This is a genomic window from Salipiger sp. H15 (genome assembly GCF_040409955.1).
Classification (GTDB): Bacteria; Pseudomonadota; Alphaproteobacteria; order Rhodobacterales; family Rhodobacteraceae; genus Salipiger.
On sequence record NZ_CP123384.1, the window covers coordinates 651,744 to 665,269 of the forward strand.

General features: G+C 68.8%; 15 protein-coding genes. 4 read left to right on the forward strand and 11 right to left on the reverse strand.

Annotated features, from left to right (window positions below; all coding sequences use genetic code 11):
- Nucleotides 1-228 precede the first annotated feature (228 nt).
- Together PVT71_RS03165 and PVT71_RS03170 are read left to right on the forward strand one after the other, a co-directional pair.
- On the forward strand, nt 229-1,626 hold the full coding sequence (locus tag PVT71_RS03165) for an aminotransferase class III-fold pyridoxal phosphate-dependent enzyme (RefSeq protein WP_353473045.1): 1,398 nt from the start codon (nt 229-231) through the stop codon (nt 1,624-1,626).
- Nucleotide 1,627: 1 nt separating this feature from the next.
- Nucleotides 1,628-2,326, forward strand: coding sequence for a GNAT family protein (locus tag PVT71_RS03170; RefSeq protein ID WP_353473046.1), 699 nt, complete (start codon nt 1,628-1,630; stop codon nt 2,324-2,326).
- Nucleotides 2,327-2,391: 65 nt separating this feature from the next.
- On the opposite strand, the gene PVT71_RS03175 is transcribed toward PVT71_RS03170, so the two are convergent.
- Together PVT71_RS03175 and PVT71_RS03180 are read right to left on the reverse strand one after the other, a co-directional pair.
- Complete coding sequence (locus tag PVT71_RS03175) at nt 2,392-2,679, reverse strand: HU family DNA-binding protein (protein WP_095881830.1); 288 nt, start codon at nt 2,677-2,679, stop codon at nt 2,392-2,394.
- Nucleotides 2,680-2,811: 132 nt separating this feature from the next.
- Complete coding sequence (locus PVT71_RS03180) at nt 2,812-4,296, reverse strand: AMP nucleosidase (protein ID WP_353473047.1); 1,485 nt, start codon at nt 4,294-4,296, stop codon at nt 2,812-2,814.
- A gap of 130 nt (nt 4,297-4,426) precedes the next feature.
- On the opposite strand from PVT71_RS03180, the gene PVT71_RS03185 reads away from it, so the two are divergent.
- Nucleotides 4,427-5,404, forward strand: a complete 978-nt coding sequence (locus PVT71_RS03185; protein ID WP_353473048.1) for a DNA topoisomerase IB — start codon at nt 4,427-4,429, stop codon at nt 5,402-5,404.
- Between the two features lie 3 nt (nt 5,405-5,407).
- Here the strand turns inward: PVT71_RS03185 and PVT71_RS03190 are convergent, their stop codons facing one another.
- Complete coding sequence (locus tag PVT71_RS03190; protein WP_353473049.1) at nt 5,408-5,896, reverse strand: lytic transglycosylase domain-containing protein; 489 nt, start codon at nt 5,894-5,896, stop codon at nt 5,408-5,410.
- Nucleotides 5,897-6,036: 140 nt separating this feature from the next.
- Here PVT71_RS03190 and PVT71_RS03195 point away from each other — a divergent pair, with 140 nt between their 5' ends.
- The gene (locus PVT71_RS03195) at nt 6,037-6,888 is read left to right on the forward strand and encodes an SDR family oxidoreductase (RefSeq protein WP_353473050.1); all 852 of its coding nucleotides are present in this window, start codon (nt 6,037-6,039) and stop codon (nt 6,886-6,888) included.
- 123 nt (nt 6,889-7,011) lie between these two features.
- On the opposite strand, the gene queF is transcribed toward PVT71_RS03195, so the two are convergent.
- The 8 genes from queF to PVT71_RS03235 all read right to left on the reverse strand — a co-directional run bounded on the left by queF (nt 7,012) and on the right by PVT71_RS03235 (nt 13,443).
- Complete coding sequence (gene queF, locus PVT71_RS03200; RefSeq protein ID WP_353473051.1) at nt 7,012-7,476, reverse strand: preQ(1) synthase; 465 nt, start codon at nt 7,474-7,476, stop codon at nt 7,012-7,014.
- Between the two features lie 24 nt (nt 7,477-7,500).
- Nucleotides 7,501-8,208 carry a 7-carboxy-7-deazaguanine synthase QueE gene (gene queE / locus PVT71_RS03205; protein WP_353473052.1) on the reverse strand — a complete coding sequence of 236 codons (708 nt, stop codon included), beginning with the start codon at nt 8,206-8,208 and terminating at the stop codon, nt 7,501-7,503.
- Between the two features lies 1 nt (nt 8,209).
- The gene (gene queD, locus PVT71_RS03210; RefSeq protein WP_353473053.1) at nt 8,210-8,578 is read right to left on the reverse strand and encodes a 6-carboxytetrahydropterin synthase QueD; all 369 of its coding nucleotides are present in this window, start codon (nt 8,576-8,578) and stop codon (nt 8,210-8,212) included.
- Nucleotides 8,578-9,279 carry a 7-cyano-7-deazaguanine synthase QueC gene (gene queC / locus PVT71_RS03215; RefSeq protein WP_353473054.1) on the reverse strand — a complete coding sequence of 234 codons (702 nt, stop codon included), beginning with the start codon at nt 9,277-9,279 and terminating at the stop codon, nt 8,578-8,580. Before queC ends, queD begins: the two co-directional genes overlap by 1 nt.
- 179 nt (nt 9,280-9,458) lie before the next feature.
- Nucleotides 9,459-11,384, reverse strand: a complete 1,926-nt coding sequence (dxs, locus tag PVT71_RS03220; RefSeq protein WP_353473055.1) for a 1-deoxy-D-xylulose-5-phosphate synthase — start codon at nt 11,382-11,384, stop codon at nt 9,459-9,461.
- 17 nt (nt 11,385-11,401) lie between these two features.
- A complete protein-coding gene (locus PVT71_RS03225; RefSeq protein ID WP_353473056.1) occupies nt 11,402-12,271 on the reverse strand; it encodes a polyprenyl synthetase family protein in 870 nt (289 codons plus the stop codon).
- A gap of 6 nt (nt 12,272-12,277) precedes the next feature.
- Nucleotides 12,278-12,520 carry an exodeoxyribonuclease VII small subunit gene (locus PVT71_RS03230; RefSeq protein ID WP_353473057.1) on the reverse strand — a complete coding sequence of 81 codons (243 nt, stop codon included), beginning with the start codon at nt 12,518-12,520 and terminating at the stop codon, nt 12,278-12,280.
- Entirely contained in the window at nt 12,517-13,443 is a 927-nt protein-coding gene (locus PVT71_RS03235) for a histone deacetylase family protein (protein ID WP_353473058.1), read from the reverse strand. The genes PVT71_RS03230 and PVT71_RS03235 overlap by 4 nt, the downstream gene beginning before the upstream one ends.
- Nucleotides 13,444-13,526 lie beyond the last annotated feature (83 nt).

Genomic DNA, 13,526 nt, shown 5'->3' on the forward strand with positions numbered 1-13,526 from the left:
GGGGGCAGCAAGGTAAGCTGCCCAATCCCCGGGCACTGGCGCCCGGGAATGCCCCGCGGTTGCTGGCCGAAGCGCCGGAATGGCCCCATGGGCTGGCAATCTGGCCCTATATCAACCCGCATTCTGGCACTAAGACTTCGCGCCTCTTCTGGCACATGTGCTAGCATCCCGCATCGCGGAGTCACGCCTTTGCGCCCGTCGCGGCGCCCGGATTTCAGGAGAGCTTCCATGGACGGCACCCTCACCCAGAACGATCTCAGCCACGTGGTCGAAGCCGACAAGGCCCACGTCTGGCACCACCTCGTGCAGCACAAGCAGTTCGAGACGAACGACCCCAAGATCATCGTCGAGGGCAAGGGCATGCGCGTCTGGGACCAGACCGGCCGCGAGCAGCTCGACGCGGTCTCGGGCGCGGTTTGGACGGTGAACGTCGGCTACGGCCGCAAGACCATCGTCGACGCGATCTCGGCGCAGCTGATGAAGCTGAACTACTACGCCGGTGCCGCGGGCTCGATCCCCGGCGCGCTGTTCGCCGAGAAGCTGATCTCGAAGATGCCGGGCATGAGCCGCGTCTACTATTGCAACTCGGGCTCCGAGGCGAACGAGAAGGCCTTCAAGATGGTCCGCCAGATCGCGCACAAGCGCTACGGCGGCAAGAAGCACAAGATCCTCTACCGCGAGCGCGACTACCACGGCACCACCATCGGCGCCCTGTCGGCCGGTGGCCAGCTCGAGCGCAACGCCCAATACGGCCCCTTCGCGCCGGGCTTCGTGTCGGTGCCGCATTGCCTCGAGTACCGCGCCGGTGACCAGGGCTGGGGCGACCTCTCGGGCGAGGCCTATGGCCAGCGCGCGGCGGATGCCATCGAGGAGGTGATCCTGCGCGAGGGCCCCGACACCGTCGGCGCCATCTGCCTCGAGCCGGTGACCGCGGGCGGCGGCGTGATCGTGCCCCCGGCCGGCTACTGGCAGCGCGTGCAGGAAATCTGCCGCAAGTACGACGTGCTGCTGCACATCGACGAGGTGGTCTGCGGCGTCGGCCGGACCGGCACCTGGTTCGGCTACCAGCACTACGGCGTCGAGCCCGATTTCGTGACCATGGCCAAGGGCGTCGCCTCTGGCTACGCGGCGATCGCCTGCTGCGTCACCAACGAGCGCGTCTTCGACCTGTTCAAGGACGATGCAACCGATCCGATGAACTACTTCCGCGACATCTCGACCTTCGGCGGCTGCACCGCCGGCCCCGCTGCCGCGCTGGAGAACATGCGCATCATCGAGGACGAGAACCTGCTCGAGAACACCACGGCGATGGGCGAGTACATGCTCGGGCAGCTCGAGGCGCTGAAGGACAGGCACGCGGTCGTCGGCGAGGCGCGCGGCAAGGGCCTCTTCCTCGGCGCCGAGCTGGTGACCGACCGCGCCACCCGCGAGCCGATGGACGAGAAGCGCACCGCTGCCGTGGTCGCCGAGGTCAACAATCGCGGCGTCATCATCGGCATGACCAACCGCTCGATCCCCGGCTACAACAACACGCTGTGCTTCGCCCCGGCACTCATCGCCACCAAGGACGACATCGACCAGATCGTCGAGGCCGTGGACGGCGCGCTGGGAACGGTCTTCGGCTGAGATGACCGGACACCGCATGAACGCCCACGGGCAGCCCATCGGGCTGCCCGTCGACGGGAGTTTCCCCCGACCGCTGCCCCCGCGCAGCCCGATGACGGGCCGCTTCGTGACCCTCGAGCCGACGCGCGCGGACCACGCCGCCGCGCTCTTCGAGGCCTTCGAGAAAGACGGCAGCGGCGCCAACTGGACCTACCTGCCGGGCGAGCCGCTGCCTGACCTCGCCGCCGCGGAGGAGTGGTTAACCCGCTGCGCCGAAAGCACGGATCCGCTCTTCCACACGCTCTGCACGCCGGATGGCACGCCGGTGGGAATCGCTTCCTACCTTCGGATCGACCCGGCCAACGGCGTGATCGAGGTCGGGCACATCCATTTCAGCCCCCTGCTGCAACGCAGCCCGGCGGCCACCGAAGCGATGTACCTGATGATGAGGCGCGCCTTCGACGAGCTGGGCTATCGCCGCTACGAGTGGAAGTGCGACGCGCTCAACGCACCGTCGCGCAAGGCGGCAGAGCGGCTCGGCTTCACCTACGAGGGCACCTTCCGGCAAGCCGTGGTGACCAAGGGCCGCAACCGCGACACCGCGTGGTTCTCGATCCTCGATGCCGAGTGGCCGCGCCTGCGCGCGCGTTTCGAGGCCTGGCTCGATCCGGCGAACTTCGACGCCGACGGCCGGCAGATCACCCGCCTGTCAGACCTTTAAATACCTGTAAAACAATAAAAAAGGGCCGCGTAACCGCGGCCCTGTGCTCACGCGAGCAGGAAAGATCAGCCGTTAACGCTGTCCTTCAGCGCCTTCGCGATGGTCATCTTGACCACCTTGTCGGCCTCTTTCTTGAACTGCTCGCCGGTGGCGGGGTTGCGCACCATGCGCTCGGGACGCTCACGGCAGTAGATCTTGCCAACGCCCGGGAGAGTCACGGCGCCGCCGCCTGCAACTTCCTTGGTGATGATGTCGGTGATCGCTTCCAGAGCGGTCGACGCGGTCTTCTTGTCGGCACCCATCTCTTCCGCCAGAGCGGCCACGAGTTGGGTTTTGGTCATCGGCTTCGCCATTTCATGGTCTCCTTGAACTGCCCGAGTACTTGGGCCCCATTGAGGTCACTTAACTCTATGTAGAGTCGAAACACAACGAATAGTGGCTTATTGCAAGAGAAATCTACGCGAATTGCGCTGTAAACTGCCAAGTCACAGGAAGGCTGTTTCGTCGAAGCTACGCAATTTGCGGCTGTGGATCCTCTCGAGGGGCATCGAACGGAGATGTTCCATGGCTCTTATCCCGATCATCAGGTGACGCGCCACCTGAGTCTTGTAGAAATCGGAGGCCATGCCGGGCAGTTTCAATTCTCCGTGCAGCGGCTTGTCGCTGACGCAGAGCAACGTGCCGTAGGGCACCCGGAAGCGGAAGCCGTTGGCGGCGATCGTCGCGCTCTCCATGTCCAGCGCCACGGCGCGGCACTGGCTCAGGCGCTGCACCGGTCCGCTCTGGTCGCGCAGCTCCCAGTTGCGGTTGTCGACCGAGGCGACGGTGCCCGTGCGCATGACCCGCTTGAGGTCATACCCCGAAAGCTGCGTCTCCTCCTCGACCGCGTCCTCGAGCGCCACCTGGATCTCGGCGAGCGCCGGGATCGGCACCCAGACCGGCAGGTCGTCGTCCAGCACCTTGTCCTCGCGCAGGTATGCATGGGCCAGAACGAAATCGCCAAGGCTCTGCGAGTTGCGCAGCCCGGCGCAATGCCCGACCATCAGCCAGGCATGCGGGCGCAGCACCGCGATGTGGTCGGTCGCCGTCTTGGCGTTCGACGGCCCCACCCCGATATTGACCAGCGTGATCCCCGAGCCGTCCTTGCGCTTGAGGTGGTAGGTCGGCATCTGCGGCATCTTCGCGCTGAGCGGGATCTCGGTGTCCGCCGAGGTGATTTCGACATTTCCCGTGGACACGAAGGACACGTAGCCGCTCTCGGGCTTCGCCAGCTGGGCGCGGGCATAGGCCTCGAACTCGCTGACGTAGAACTGGTAGTTGGTGAAGAGCACGTGGTTCTGGAAATGCGCCGGGTCGGTCGCGGTGTAGTGCGCCAGCCGCGCCAGCGAATAGTCCACGCGCTGCGCGGTGAAGGGCGCCAGCGGCTCTGCCCCGTCGGGCGCGGGCTTGGCCACGCCGTTGACGATGTCGTCATTGGTGCTGCCGAGGTCCGGCACGTCGAAGACGTCGCGCAGGATGAACTGCGCCGCCCCCTCCTGCGGCACGGTCAGCTCGGGAAAGTTGGACACGGCGAAATGCACCGGCATGGGCGTCGCCGACAGGCCCACCTGCACCGGCACGCCGTGGTTCTCGATGAGCAGGCCGATCTGCTGTTTCAGGTACTGCCGAAACAGGTCCGGCCGGGTGATCGAGGTGGCATGGGTGCCGGGCGCCGAGACGTGGCCGAAGCTGAGCCGGCTGTCGACCTTGGCAAAGCTCGTGGTGGTGATCCGCACCTCGGGGTAGAAGGCACGGTAGCGGACACCGGGGTGACCCTCGACCATCGAGGACAGGAACCGGTCCTTCAGGAACTCCGCGGCCTGCGAATAGAGCATGCACAGCCGCTCGACCGCCGCCTCGGCGGTATCGAAAAGCTCCGGTGCCGGGGCCTCGGGGGATACGATCTGCAACTTCGCCTGCATGTCCTGCATCTGCGGCTCCTTCCGCTATTTTGCCGGCCAGCGTGGCAGGAAGATGTGACGGGTTCAAGTCGTCGCGGCATGGCCTGAACCGGTGCAGGGCGGCGGCGGAACCCGCCCGCGCGCCGCCGCGTTCGCAGGCATGACACCGCACCCCGACCTCGTCTACTACCCCGACAGCCGCCCCGGCATCCTGAGGCGGCGCTGCGGGCGCGGCTTTTCCTACATCGCCCCCGACGGCACGCGCATCGACGCGGCCGAGGAGCGTGCCCGGATACGGGCGCTGGCCGTGCCGCCGGCCTACGAGCAGGTGTGGATCTGCCCGCGCCCCGACGGCCACCTGCAGGCCACCGGGCGCGACGCGCGCGATCGCAAGCAATACCGCTATCACCCCGACTGGACGGCATTTCGGGCAGAACGGAAATACGGTCATCTCGCCGAGTTCGGCGAGGCGCTGCCCGGCCTTCGCCGCAGCATTCTCACCCAGCTCCGCGCCCGAGAGCCCGGCGACAAGGGCTTCGCCCTCGCCGCCACGCTCGCCCTGCTCGACCGCGCCGGGCTGCGCGTCGGCAACGCCGATTACGCGCTCGAGAATGGCAGCTACGGCGCGACCACGCTGCGCCGAACACATCTGAAGCTCGATGGCGAGGTGCTGCACCTGCGCTTTCCGGCCAAGGGCGGCAAGCGCGTCCACCGGCAGCTGCGCGACCGCACGCTGCAGCGCGCGCTGACCCGGCTCGGCGATCTTCCCGGCAAGGAGCTGATCGCCTGGCTCGATGCGAATGGCACGGCCCATGCGCTGCGCTCGGACGAGGTCAACCGCTGGCTCGCCGAGCGCACCGGCAACCCCGAGCTGACCGCCAAGACATTCCGCACCTGGAACGGCAGCGTCGCGGCGCTCGAGGCCGCGATCCGCGCGGAAACGGTCAGCATCAGGGGGATGGCAGAGGCGGCGGCGGAACGGCTCGCCAACACGCCCGCCGTGGCGCGCAGCTCCTATATCCATCCGAAGGTGATCGCGCTTGCCGAGGAAGGGCTGCCGCCGGAGCTCGCGCGCGCCCCCGACCGGCCCGGGCTGCGCCGCGCCGAGGCGCAGCTGCTTGCCCTTCTGGAGCGCTGAGGCTCAGCCCCGACGCAAGCCGGTCTCGACCAGCATGCCGCGCCGCTTGGCCTCGTAGTAGTAACCCTTGGCGTAGAGCCCGATCGCCGCGTCGGGATTGCCATCCGACAGCAGCCAGGCGCCGCGCAGGTATTTCACGCCGTACTGGAGGTTGGTGTCCGCATCGAGCAGCTCGCCCGGCGTGCCACGGAAGCCCATGGTGCGGGCGGTGGCGGGGAGGATCTGCAGCAGCCCGTAATAGGGACCGTTGCGCGCCTCGGGGGTATGGGTGCTCTCGCGGATCGCCAGGCGGTGCACCAGCCGCCGCGGCACGTCGTAGAAATCAGACCATCGGTTGATCGACGCGCGCAGCTCCGGAGTCTCGTTCGGGTAGAGCGGCGGGTCGTAGCGCGTCACCTCGAGCGACTCTTCCTGTTGCACGGCGCAGGCGGCCAGCGGCAGCAGAAAAAGTGACAGGCAGGCGCGCCGGGTTATTTCGGTCTTTCGGGACATTCCGAATTCCAAGTAGCCTCTGATAGGACCTGATACTCCGGCCGATCGTCTTGGCCTATCCTCCACGATCGTACATGAGCGGAAGAGCGCCGGTGCGCGCGGGCTTGCCAATCGCTCCCGCCCGCCGCAGGTTGCGCGGCATGACAGTGCTTCTCTGCCTCGGATACGGATATTCCGCCGCCGCCCTCGCCCGCCGCCTGCTGCCGCAGGGCTGGCGCGTGCTCGGCACCCATCGCGATCCCGCCCGCGCGGACGGGCTCGCCGCGCAGGGCGTCGAGCCCGTGCTCTGGCAGAAGGACGCGCTCGAGGCGGCGCTCGCAGAGGCAAGCCACGTGCTCGTCTCCGCCGGGCCGCAGGGCGCAGGCGATCCCGCGCTGGCCGAGATCGGCCCCGCAATTGCTGCCCGCGCGGCGCAGCTCGACTGGGTCGGCTACCTTTCGACCACCGGGGTCTACGGCGATCACGCCGGCGGCTGGGTGGACGAGGAGACGCCGCTCGCGCCGAGCACCGAGCGCGGCCGGGCAAGGGCCGAGGCCGAGACGGACTGGCAGGCGATCGCCGGTCTGCCGCTGCACATCTTCCGTCTTGCCGGGATCTACGGCCCCGGGCGCGGCCCCTTCGAGAAGGTCCGGCAGGGCACCGCCCGGCGCATCGTGAAACCGGGCCAGGTGTTCAGCCGCATCCATGTCGAGGACATCGCGCAGGTGCTCGAGGCGTCGATCCGCCAGCCCCGCCCCGGCGCGGTCTACAACCTCTGCGACGACGACCCTGCGCCGCCCGAGGTGGTGCTCGAGCACGCCGCCCGCCTTCTGGGACTGCCGCCGCCGCCCGAGGTGGCTTTCGACGAGGCCGAGATGACCCCGATGGCGCGCAGCTTCTACGCCGAGAACAAGCGCGTGCGGAACGACCGCATCAAGGAAGAGCTGGGCGTGACGCTGCTCTACCCCGACTACCGCGCCGGGCTCGCGGCGCTGCTGCGCGACGAAGGCTAGGCGCCCTCCGGCACAAGACGGCTCGGCAAAAGCACCGCGCCCCCATCTTCCGCATGTCGAGAATATCCCGGGGGAGTCCGCCGGAGGCGGGCGGGGACAGAGCCCCCTCCTCCTCCCGGCCCGTCAGCCGCGCCCGCGGTAGGGGGGCACGCCCTGGTCGGGGATCCAGACGCCTTCGGGCATCGGGCCGGTCTGCCAGAACACGTCGATCGGGATGCCGCCGCGCGGGTACCAGTAGCCGCCGATGCGCAACCATTGCGGCTCGAGGAACGCCGCCAGCCGTCGCGCGATCGAGATCGTGCAATCCTCGTGGAAGGCGCCATGGTTGCGGAACGAGCCGAGGTAGAGCTTCAGCGACTTGCTCTCGACCAGCCATTGCCCCGGCACGTAGTCGATCACCAGGTGCGCGAAGTCGGGCTGGCCGGTCATCGGGCAGAGCGAGGTGAACTCGGGCGCGGTGAAGCGGACGTTGTAGGCGACATCGGCCTGCGGGTTCGGCACGCGCTCGAGTTCGGCTTCTTCGGGCGAGGTGGGCAGCACGGTGGCGCCGCCAAGCTGCTTGAGGCTGCTATAGATGCTTTCGGTCATTTCGGGATCTCCGGAAATGGGATTTCAGACGCCGCGCTTGTTGCCCCAGAGGAGCACGTGCAGCTGCGGCAGGATGCGGGGGGCGAACCAGCCGTCGCCCGTGGCGGTCTCGGTGAGCCAGAGCAGCCGGTCGGCAAGCCTCTGCGGATCGACCGGCACCTCGGGATCGACCTCGGGGTTGCCGGGCTGCAGGTAGAGCGGCAGATCCGGAAAGCGGGCATGGGCATCCTTCGCCCAGGCGTAGTCGGCCGCGTCGAAGATCACGATCTTCATCACCACCTGCCGCGCGCCCTGCCCCGCCGCGACGCAACCCGCGAAGATGTCCCAGTCCACCGTCTCGCCGCTCGAGGGCGGCTTTGGGCTCAGCACCAGCGTGTCGAGCCGCCCGAACCACGGCCGCGCCACCGAGCCCTGCGTCTCGCAGGCAAAGCGGTAGCCGTCCGCCCGGCCGATCTCGATGAGCGGGCCGAAGTCCTGGATCGCCGGGTTGCCGCCGCTGAGCGAGACGGTGATCGGCCGTCCGCCCGAGAGCCGCGTCACCTCTGCCCAGACATCGGCGTCGGACATCGGCGCCCAGGTGTGGCGGAAGGCGCTGTCCACGGCGTGCAGGCTGTCGCACCAGGAGCAGCGGTAGTCGCAGCCCCCGGCGCGCACGAAGACGGTCGGCTCGCCGATCAGCGCGCCCTCGCCCTGGATCGTCGGGCCGAAGATCTCGGCTATGCGCAGCACCATGTCAGGCCGCCAGCGGCTCGGGCCGGTACTCGGCCCAGGTCTTCGGCGTCTCGCTCACCCTGACCGAGGTCGTCTCGGGCCAGCGCGCGGCGCACCACTGGTAGAAATGCAGCGCGAGGTTCTCGGCGGTCGAGGCGACGTTCAGCACCTCGTTGAGGTGCCGGTGGTCGAAGCAGTCGTCGATATAGGCCTTGAGCGGCGCCAGCTCGTGGTAGTCGCGCACGAAGCCGTCGGCGTTGAGCTCGCGCGCCGCCAGTTCCACGACAACCACATAGTTGTGCCCATGCATCCGGGCGCATTGGTGATCGCCCGGCAGGTGCGTCAGCTGGTGCGAGGCGGAGAAGTGGAACTCCTTGCTGATCCGGAACATCAGGCGATCTCCCGGTTCGCCACGGCCTGCACCCAGAAGTCGGGATCGGCATAGGCGGTGGGATCCTCGATGCCCGCGAGGTGGAAGGCCTCGCGCCGCTCGACGCAGGTGCCGCAGCAGCCGCAGTGGATCTCGCCGCCCTTGTAGCAGGACCATGTCTTCTCGAAGGGCGTGCCGTGCCGGGCCCCCTCGATGACGATATCGGCCTTGGTGCGCTCGACGAAGGGCGTGTAGAGCGCGACCTCGGCGTAGCCCTCGAGCGCGTGGCGCTGCATGGTCTCGAAGGCGCGGGTGAAGCCGGGGCGGCAGTCTGGATAGATGAAATGGTCCCCGCCATGCACGGCGGTGGCGACCGCCTCGTCGCCATTGGCGGCGGCGACACCGAAGGCGATGGCGAGCATGATGGCGTTGCGGTTGGGGACCACGGTGATGCGCATGGTCTCCTCGGCGTAATGCCCGTCGGGCACGTCGATGTCCGAGGTCAGCGCCGAGCCGGTGAGCGCGGCGCCGATGCCGCGCATGTCGATGCGCTGGAACGGCACGCCGAGCCGCTCGGCGGCGGCCCTGGCGAAGTCCAGTTCCTTGGCGTGGCGCTGGCCGTAGTCGAAGGAGACGAGGCGGGTGAGGTCGTGCCGTGCCGCGACCATGTGGGCGAGCGAGACGGAATCCAGCCCGCCGGAGCAGATGACGATAGTCTTCATATGTGAACCCTTGTTTTGATGACCGGGTAGGCTGCGACCGGTGTGGGGCGCGTCCTAGCGGCTCGGGCCCCGCGGGGCAAGGGTTGCTTTGTGGCGGCACCGCCGGAGGGGGCTCCGCCCCCGTCCGCTGGCGCGGACTCCCCCGGCGTATTTGGAAAGAGAAGAAGGCGCGGGCGGTGTCAGGCCCGGCGGTTCAGCACGTCGACGCCGAGGGCAGCGAGGACCTTTTGCTCGATATGCTCGGCATCGAGGCCCGCCGCGGCGTACATGTCGTCGGGGCTGGCGTGGTCGATGAACGTGTCGGGCAGCACCATGGAGCGGAACTTCAGCCCGTGGTCGAAGACGCCCTCGTCCGAGAGAAGCTGCGCGACATGGCTGCCGAAGCCGCCGACCGCGCCCTCCTCGATGGTGACCAGAACCTCGTGATCCGCGGCGAGTTTCAGGACCAGCTCGCGGTCGAGCGGCTTGGCGAAGCGCGCGTCGGCGACGGTGGGCGAGATGCCCCGCGCCTCGAGCTTTTCGCAGGCCTTCAGCACTTCCGACAGGCGGGTGCCGAAGCTGAGGATGGCGACGCGCTTGCCTTCGCGGATCATCCGCCCCTTGCCGATCGGCAGGACCTGGGGCGTCTCGGGCATCTCGACGCCGCCCCCCTCGCCGCGCGGGTAGCGGAAGGCGATGGGCCCCTCGTCATGCGCGGCGGCAGTGGCAACCATGTGCACGAGCTCAGCCTCGTCGGCGGCGGCCATGACCACCATGCCCGGCAGGTTGGCCATGAAGGCGATGTCGAAGGCGCCGGCATGGGTGGCGCCGTCGGCGCCGACGAGCCCGGCGCGGTCGATGGCGAAGCGCACCGGCAGGCGCTGGATCGCCACGTCATGCACCACCTGGTCGTAGCCGCGCTGCAGGAAGGTCGAATACATCGCGCAGAAGGGTTTCAGCCCGCCCGCCGCGAGACCGGCGGAGAAGGTCACCCCGTGCTGCTCGGCGATGCCCACGTCGAAGACGCGACCCGGGAAGCGCTCGGCCATGAGATCGAGCCCCGTGCCATCGGGCATGGCCGCGGTCACCGCGCAGATGCGCGGGTCGGCGGCGGCGAGCTGCGTCAGGGTCTTGGCGAAGACCTTGGTGTAGGAGGGCGCGTTGGAGGGCGCCTTCTTCTGCTCGCCGGTGACCACGTCGAACTTGCCGCGGGCATGTCCGCGGTCGGCGGAATCCTCGGCCGGGGCGTAGCCCTTGCCCTTCTTGGTGAGCACGTGGATCAGGATCGGCCCGGTGGCCCGCGCCTTGACCGTACGCAGCACCGGCAGCAGCTGGTGCAGGTCATGCCCGTCGATCGGGCCGACGTAGGAGAAGCCCAGCTCCTCGAAGAGCGTGCCGCCCACGGTCATCGACTTCAGCACGTCCTTGGCGCGCTTGGCGCCCTCGCGCAGCGGCGGCGGCAGCAGGCTGACGGCGCCCTTGGCCGCGGCCTTGAGGTCGTGGAACGGCGCCTCGGCGTAGAGCCGGCTGAGATAGGAGGACATGGCGCCGGTCGGCGGCGCGATCGACATCTCGTTGTCGTTGAGGATGACGATCAGCCGCTTGCCGAGGTGGCCGGCGTTGTTCATCGCCTCGTAGGCCATGCCCGCCGACATCGAGCCGTCGCCGATCACCGCGATGGCGTCGCCGAGCCCGGTGTCGCAGGAGCCGCCCAGCTCGCGCGCCATGGCAAAGCCGAGCGCGGCGCTGATCGAGGTCGAGCTGTGGCCCGCGCCGAACGGGTCATAGGGGCTCTCGGAGCGTTTCGCGAAACCCGAAAGCCCGTCCTTCATGCGCAGCGTGCGGATGCGGTCGCGGCGGCCGGTGAGGATCTTGTGCGGGTAGCACTGGTGCGAGACGTCCCAGATCAGCTTGTCGCGCGGCGTGTCGAAGACCGCGTGCAGCGCCACGGTCAGTTCCACCACGCCGAGCCCCGCGCCGAGGTGACCGCCCGTTTCGGAAACAGCCGAAATGGTCTCGGCCCGCAATTCATGGGCGAGACGGATCAGCTCGTCATCCGAGAGCCGCTTGAGATCGGCGGGCGTGGTCACGCGGTCGAGGACAGGTGTCTCGGGGCGGGAGGACATGGGGTGCACCTCTGGCGTCAGTTGCTGCGGGAGATAACGAAGCGGGCTGCGGCCCGCAAGTTTTCCGCCCGGTCTGCATAGGGAGATAGTGCGTCGCAGGCCTCGTCCACCAGATCGCGCGCGCGCAGCTTCGCAGCGTCCAGCCCGAGCAGTGACACGAAGGTGGCCTTGCCGCGCCCGGCGTCCTTGCCCACCGCCTTGCCCATCATCGCCGCGTCACCCTCGACGTCGAGGATGTCGTCGGCGATCTGGAAGGCGAGGCCGAGCCGCTCGGCATAGGCCGAGAGCGGCGCGGGATCGACCTCGGCCAGCCGCGCGCCGGCCTCGGCGGACCAGCGGATCAGCGCGCCGGTCTTGCCCGCCTGCAGCGCGGTGATCTGCGCGAGGTCGAGCGGCACGTCGCTGCGCTCGGCGGCCATGTCGAGCGCCTGCCCCATGACCATGCCGCGCGCACCCGCGGCGCGGGACAGCGACAGCGCGAGATCGGCGCGCACCTCGCCCGAGGGGTGGCAGCGCGGGTCGCTCACCAGCTCGAAGCCGAGCGCCTGCAGCGCGTCGCCCGCAAGGACCGCGGTGGCCTCGTCCCACTTGCGGTGGACGGTGGGCAACCCGCGGCGCAGGTCGTCGTCGTCCATGCAGGGCAGGTCGTCATGCACCAGCGAATAGGCGTGGATGGCCTCGATCGCGCAGGCCGGCCAGATCGCGTGGCCCTCGGGCACGCCGTGCAGCCGCGCGCTTTCCAGCACGAGATAGCCGCGCAGTGCCTTGCCGCCGCGGGTCGCGTAGCCCATGGCCTCGACCACCGGCAGCGCCGCGTGCCCGGCGAGCACGGTTTCGAGATGCGCCGCGACTGCCGCCGCCGCGCCCACAAGGGATTGCGCGAACATGGGGGATCAGAGCCCTTCGACCGGCCTGGTGCCCGTCGGCTCTCCATTGGCATCGAGGGTGATGGCGGCGACCTTCTCCTCGGCGGCCTTGAGCTTGGTCTCGCAATGTTTGCGCAGGTCGCTGCCGCGCTGGTAGAGCGCGATCGACTCCTCCAGCGGCACCTCGCCGCGCTCGAGCTTGGTCACCACCTGCTCGAGCTCTGCCATTGCCTGTTCAAAGCTCATTTCCGCGACGGGGGTGTCAGTCATCTGCCTGCCTCGATCAATTCTTCTACATGGGCCCGGGCCGAGTCCGCGAGCGCGCGCAGATCATAACCACCTTCGAGAACCGAGACCACCCGCCCCTGTGCGGAGCCCTGCGCAATCCGGCACAGCTCGTGCGTCAGCCAGCGGAAATCCTCGACCGTCCATTCGAGCTCGGCCAGCGGGTCGTCGGCATGGGCGTCGAAACCGGCGGAGAGGATGATCAGCTCTGGCTGGAAGGCCTCGAGCCGCGCGAAGGCCTGGCCCTCGTAGGCGGCGCGCATCGCGGCCCCTCCGGAGCCCGGGGGAAGCGGCAGGTTGAGCACGTTGTCGTGACCGCCGGTCTCGTCCGCCGCGCCGGTGCCGGGCCAGAGCGGGTATTGCTGCGAGGTGATCAGCAGCGCCCGCGGCTCATCCCAGAGCAGCGCTTGCGTGCCGTTGCCGTGGTGCACGTCGAAATCGACGATCGCCACGCGGTCGAGCCCGTGGTGGTCGAGCGCGTGCCTGGCGGCGATGGCGGCATTGCCGAAAAGGCAGAAGCCCATCGGCGTCTCGGCCTCGGCGTGGTGGCCGGGAGGGCGCGTCGCGCAGAAGGCGCTGCGCACCTCGTTCGCCATCACCGCGTCCACCGCGCGCACGGCACCGCCGACCGCCCTCCGCGCCGCCTCGAGCGAGCCCGGCGACAGCCAGGTGTCCTCGTCGAGCCGGTGGTGCCCCTCGCCCGGCAGCGCCGCGATCAGCCGGTCGAGATAGGACTGCGGATGCACGCGCAGGATGTCCCGGTCCTCGCAGCGCGGCGCGGCGATGCGCAGCAGGTCCAGCCCCTGCAGCGCGTGCAGCACGTGGTCGAGACGCGCGACCTGCTCGGGGTGCCCTTCGGGGGTGACATGGTCGAGACAGTCGGCATGGGTGATCAGCGCGGTGCCCATCGCGGCCCTCCTCCGGTTGCGCATTTCGCGCAGAAGACCGCGAATCCCGAAGGCGGACAAGGGGGACAGCCGGTCCTTGGCGG

What these genes read in the sequence shown, in the direction of transcription:
- PVT71_RS03165 (WP_353473045.1), top strand. Translation starts at nt 229, where the DNA reads ATGGACGGCACCCTCACCCAGAACGATCTCAGCCACGTGGTCGAAGCC.
- PVT71_RS03170 (WP_353473046.1), top strand. Translation starts at nt 1,628, where the DNA reads ATGACCGGACACCGCATGAACGCCCACGGGCAGCCCATCGGGCTGCCC.
- PVT71_RS03175 (WP_095881830.1), bottom strand. Translation starts at nt 2,679, where the DNA reads ATGGCGAAGCCGATGACCAAAACCCAACTCGTGGCCGCTCTGGCGGAA.
- PVT71_RS03180 (WP_353473047.1), bottom strand. Translation starts at nt 4,296, where the DNA reads ATGCAGGACATGCAGGCGAAGTTGCAGATCGTATCCCCCGAGGCCCCG.
- PVT71_RS03185 (WP_353473048.1), top strand. Translation starts at nt 4,427, where the DNA reads ATGACACCGCACCCCGACCTCGTCTACTACCCCGACAGCCGCCCCGGC.
- PVT71_RS03190 (WP_353473049.1), bottom strand. Translation starts at nt 5,896, where the DNA reads ATGTCCCGAAAGACCGAAATAACCCGGCGCGCCTGCCTGTCACTTTTT.
- PVT71_RS03195 (WP_353473050.1), top strand. Translation starts at nt 6,037, where the DNA reads ATGACAGTGCTTCTCTGCCTCGGATACGGATATTCCGCCGCCGCCCTC.
- queF (WP_353473051.1), bottom strand. Translation starts at nt 7,476, where the DNA reads ATGACCGAAAGCATCTATAGCAGCCTCAAGCAGCTTGGCGGCGCCACC.
- queE (WP_353473052.1), bottom strand. Translation starts at nt 8,208, where the DNA reads ATGGTGCTGCGCATAGCCGAGATCTTCGGCCCGACGATCCAGGGCGAG.
- queD (WP_353473053.1), bottom strand. Translation starts at nt 8,578, where the DNA reads ATGTTCCGGATCAGCAAGGAGTTCCACTTCTCCGCCTCGCACCAGCTG.
- queC (WP_353473054.1), bottom strand. Translation starts at nt 9,279, where the DNA reads ATGAAGACTATCGTCATCTGCTCCGGCGGGCTGGATTCCGTCTCGCTC.
- dxs (WP_353473055.1), bottom strand. Translation starts at nt 11,384, where the DNA reads ATGTCCTCCCGCCCCGAGACACCTGTCCTCGACCGCGTGACCACGCCC.
- PVT71_RS03225 (WP_353473056.1), bottom strand. Translation starts at nt 12,271, where the DNA reads ATGTTCGCGCAATCCCTTGTGGGCGCGGCGGCGGCAGTCGCGGCGCAT.
- PVT71_RS03230 (WP_353473057.1), bottom strand. Translation starts at nt 12,520, where the DNA reads ATGACTGACACCCCCGTCGCGGAAATGAGCTTTGAACAGGCAATGGCA.
- PVT71_RS03235 (WP_353473058.1), bottom strand. Translation starts at nt 13,443, where the DNA reads ATGGGCACCGCGCTGATCACCCATGCCGACTGTCTCGACCATGTCACC.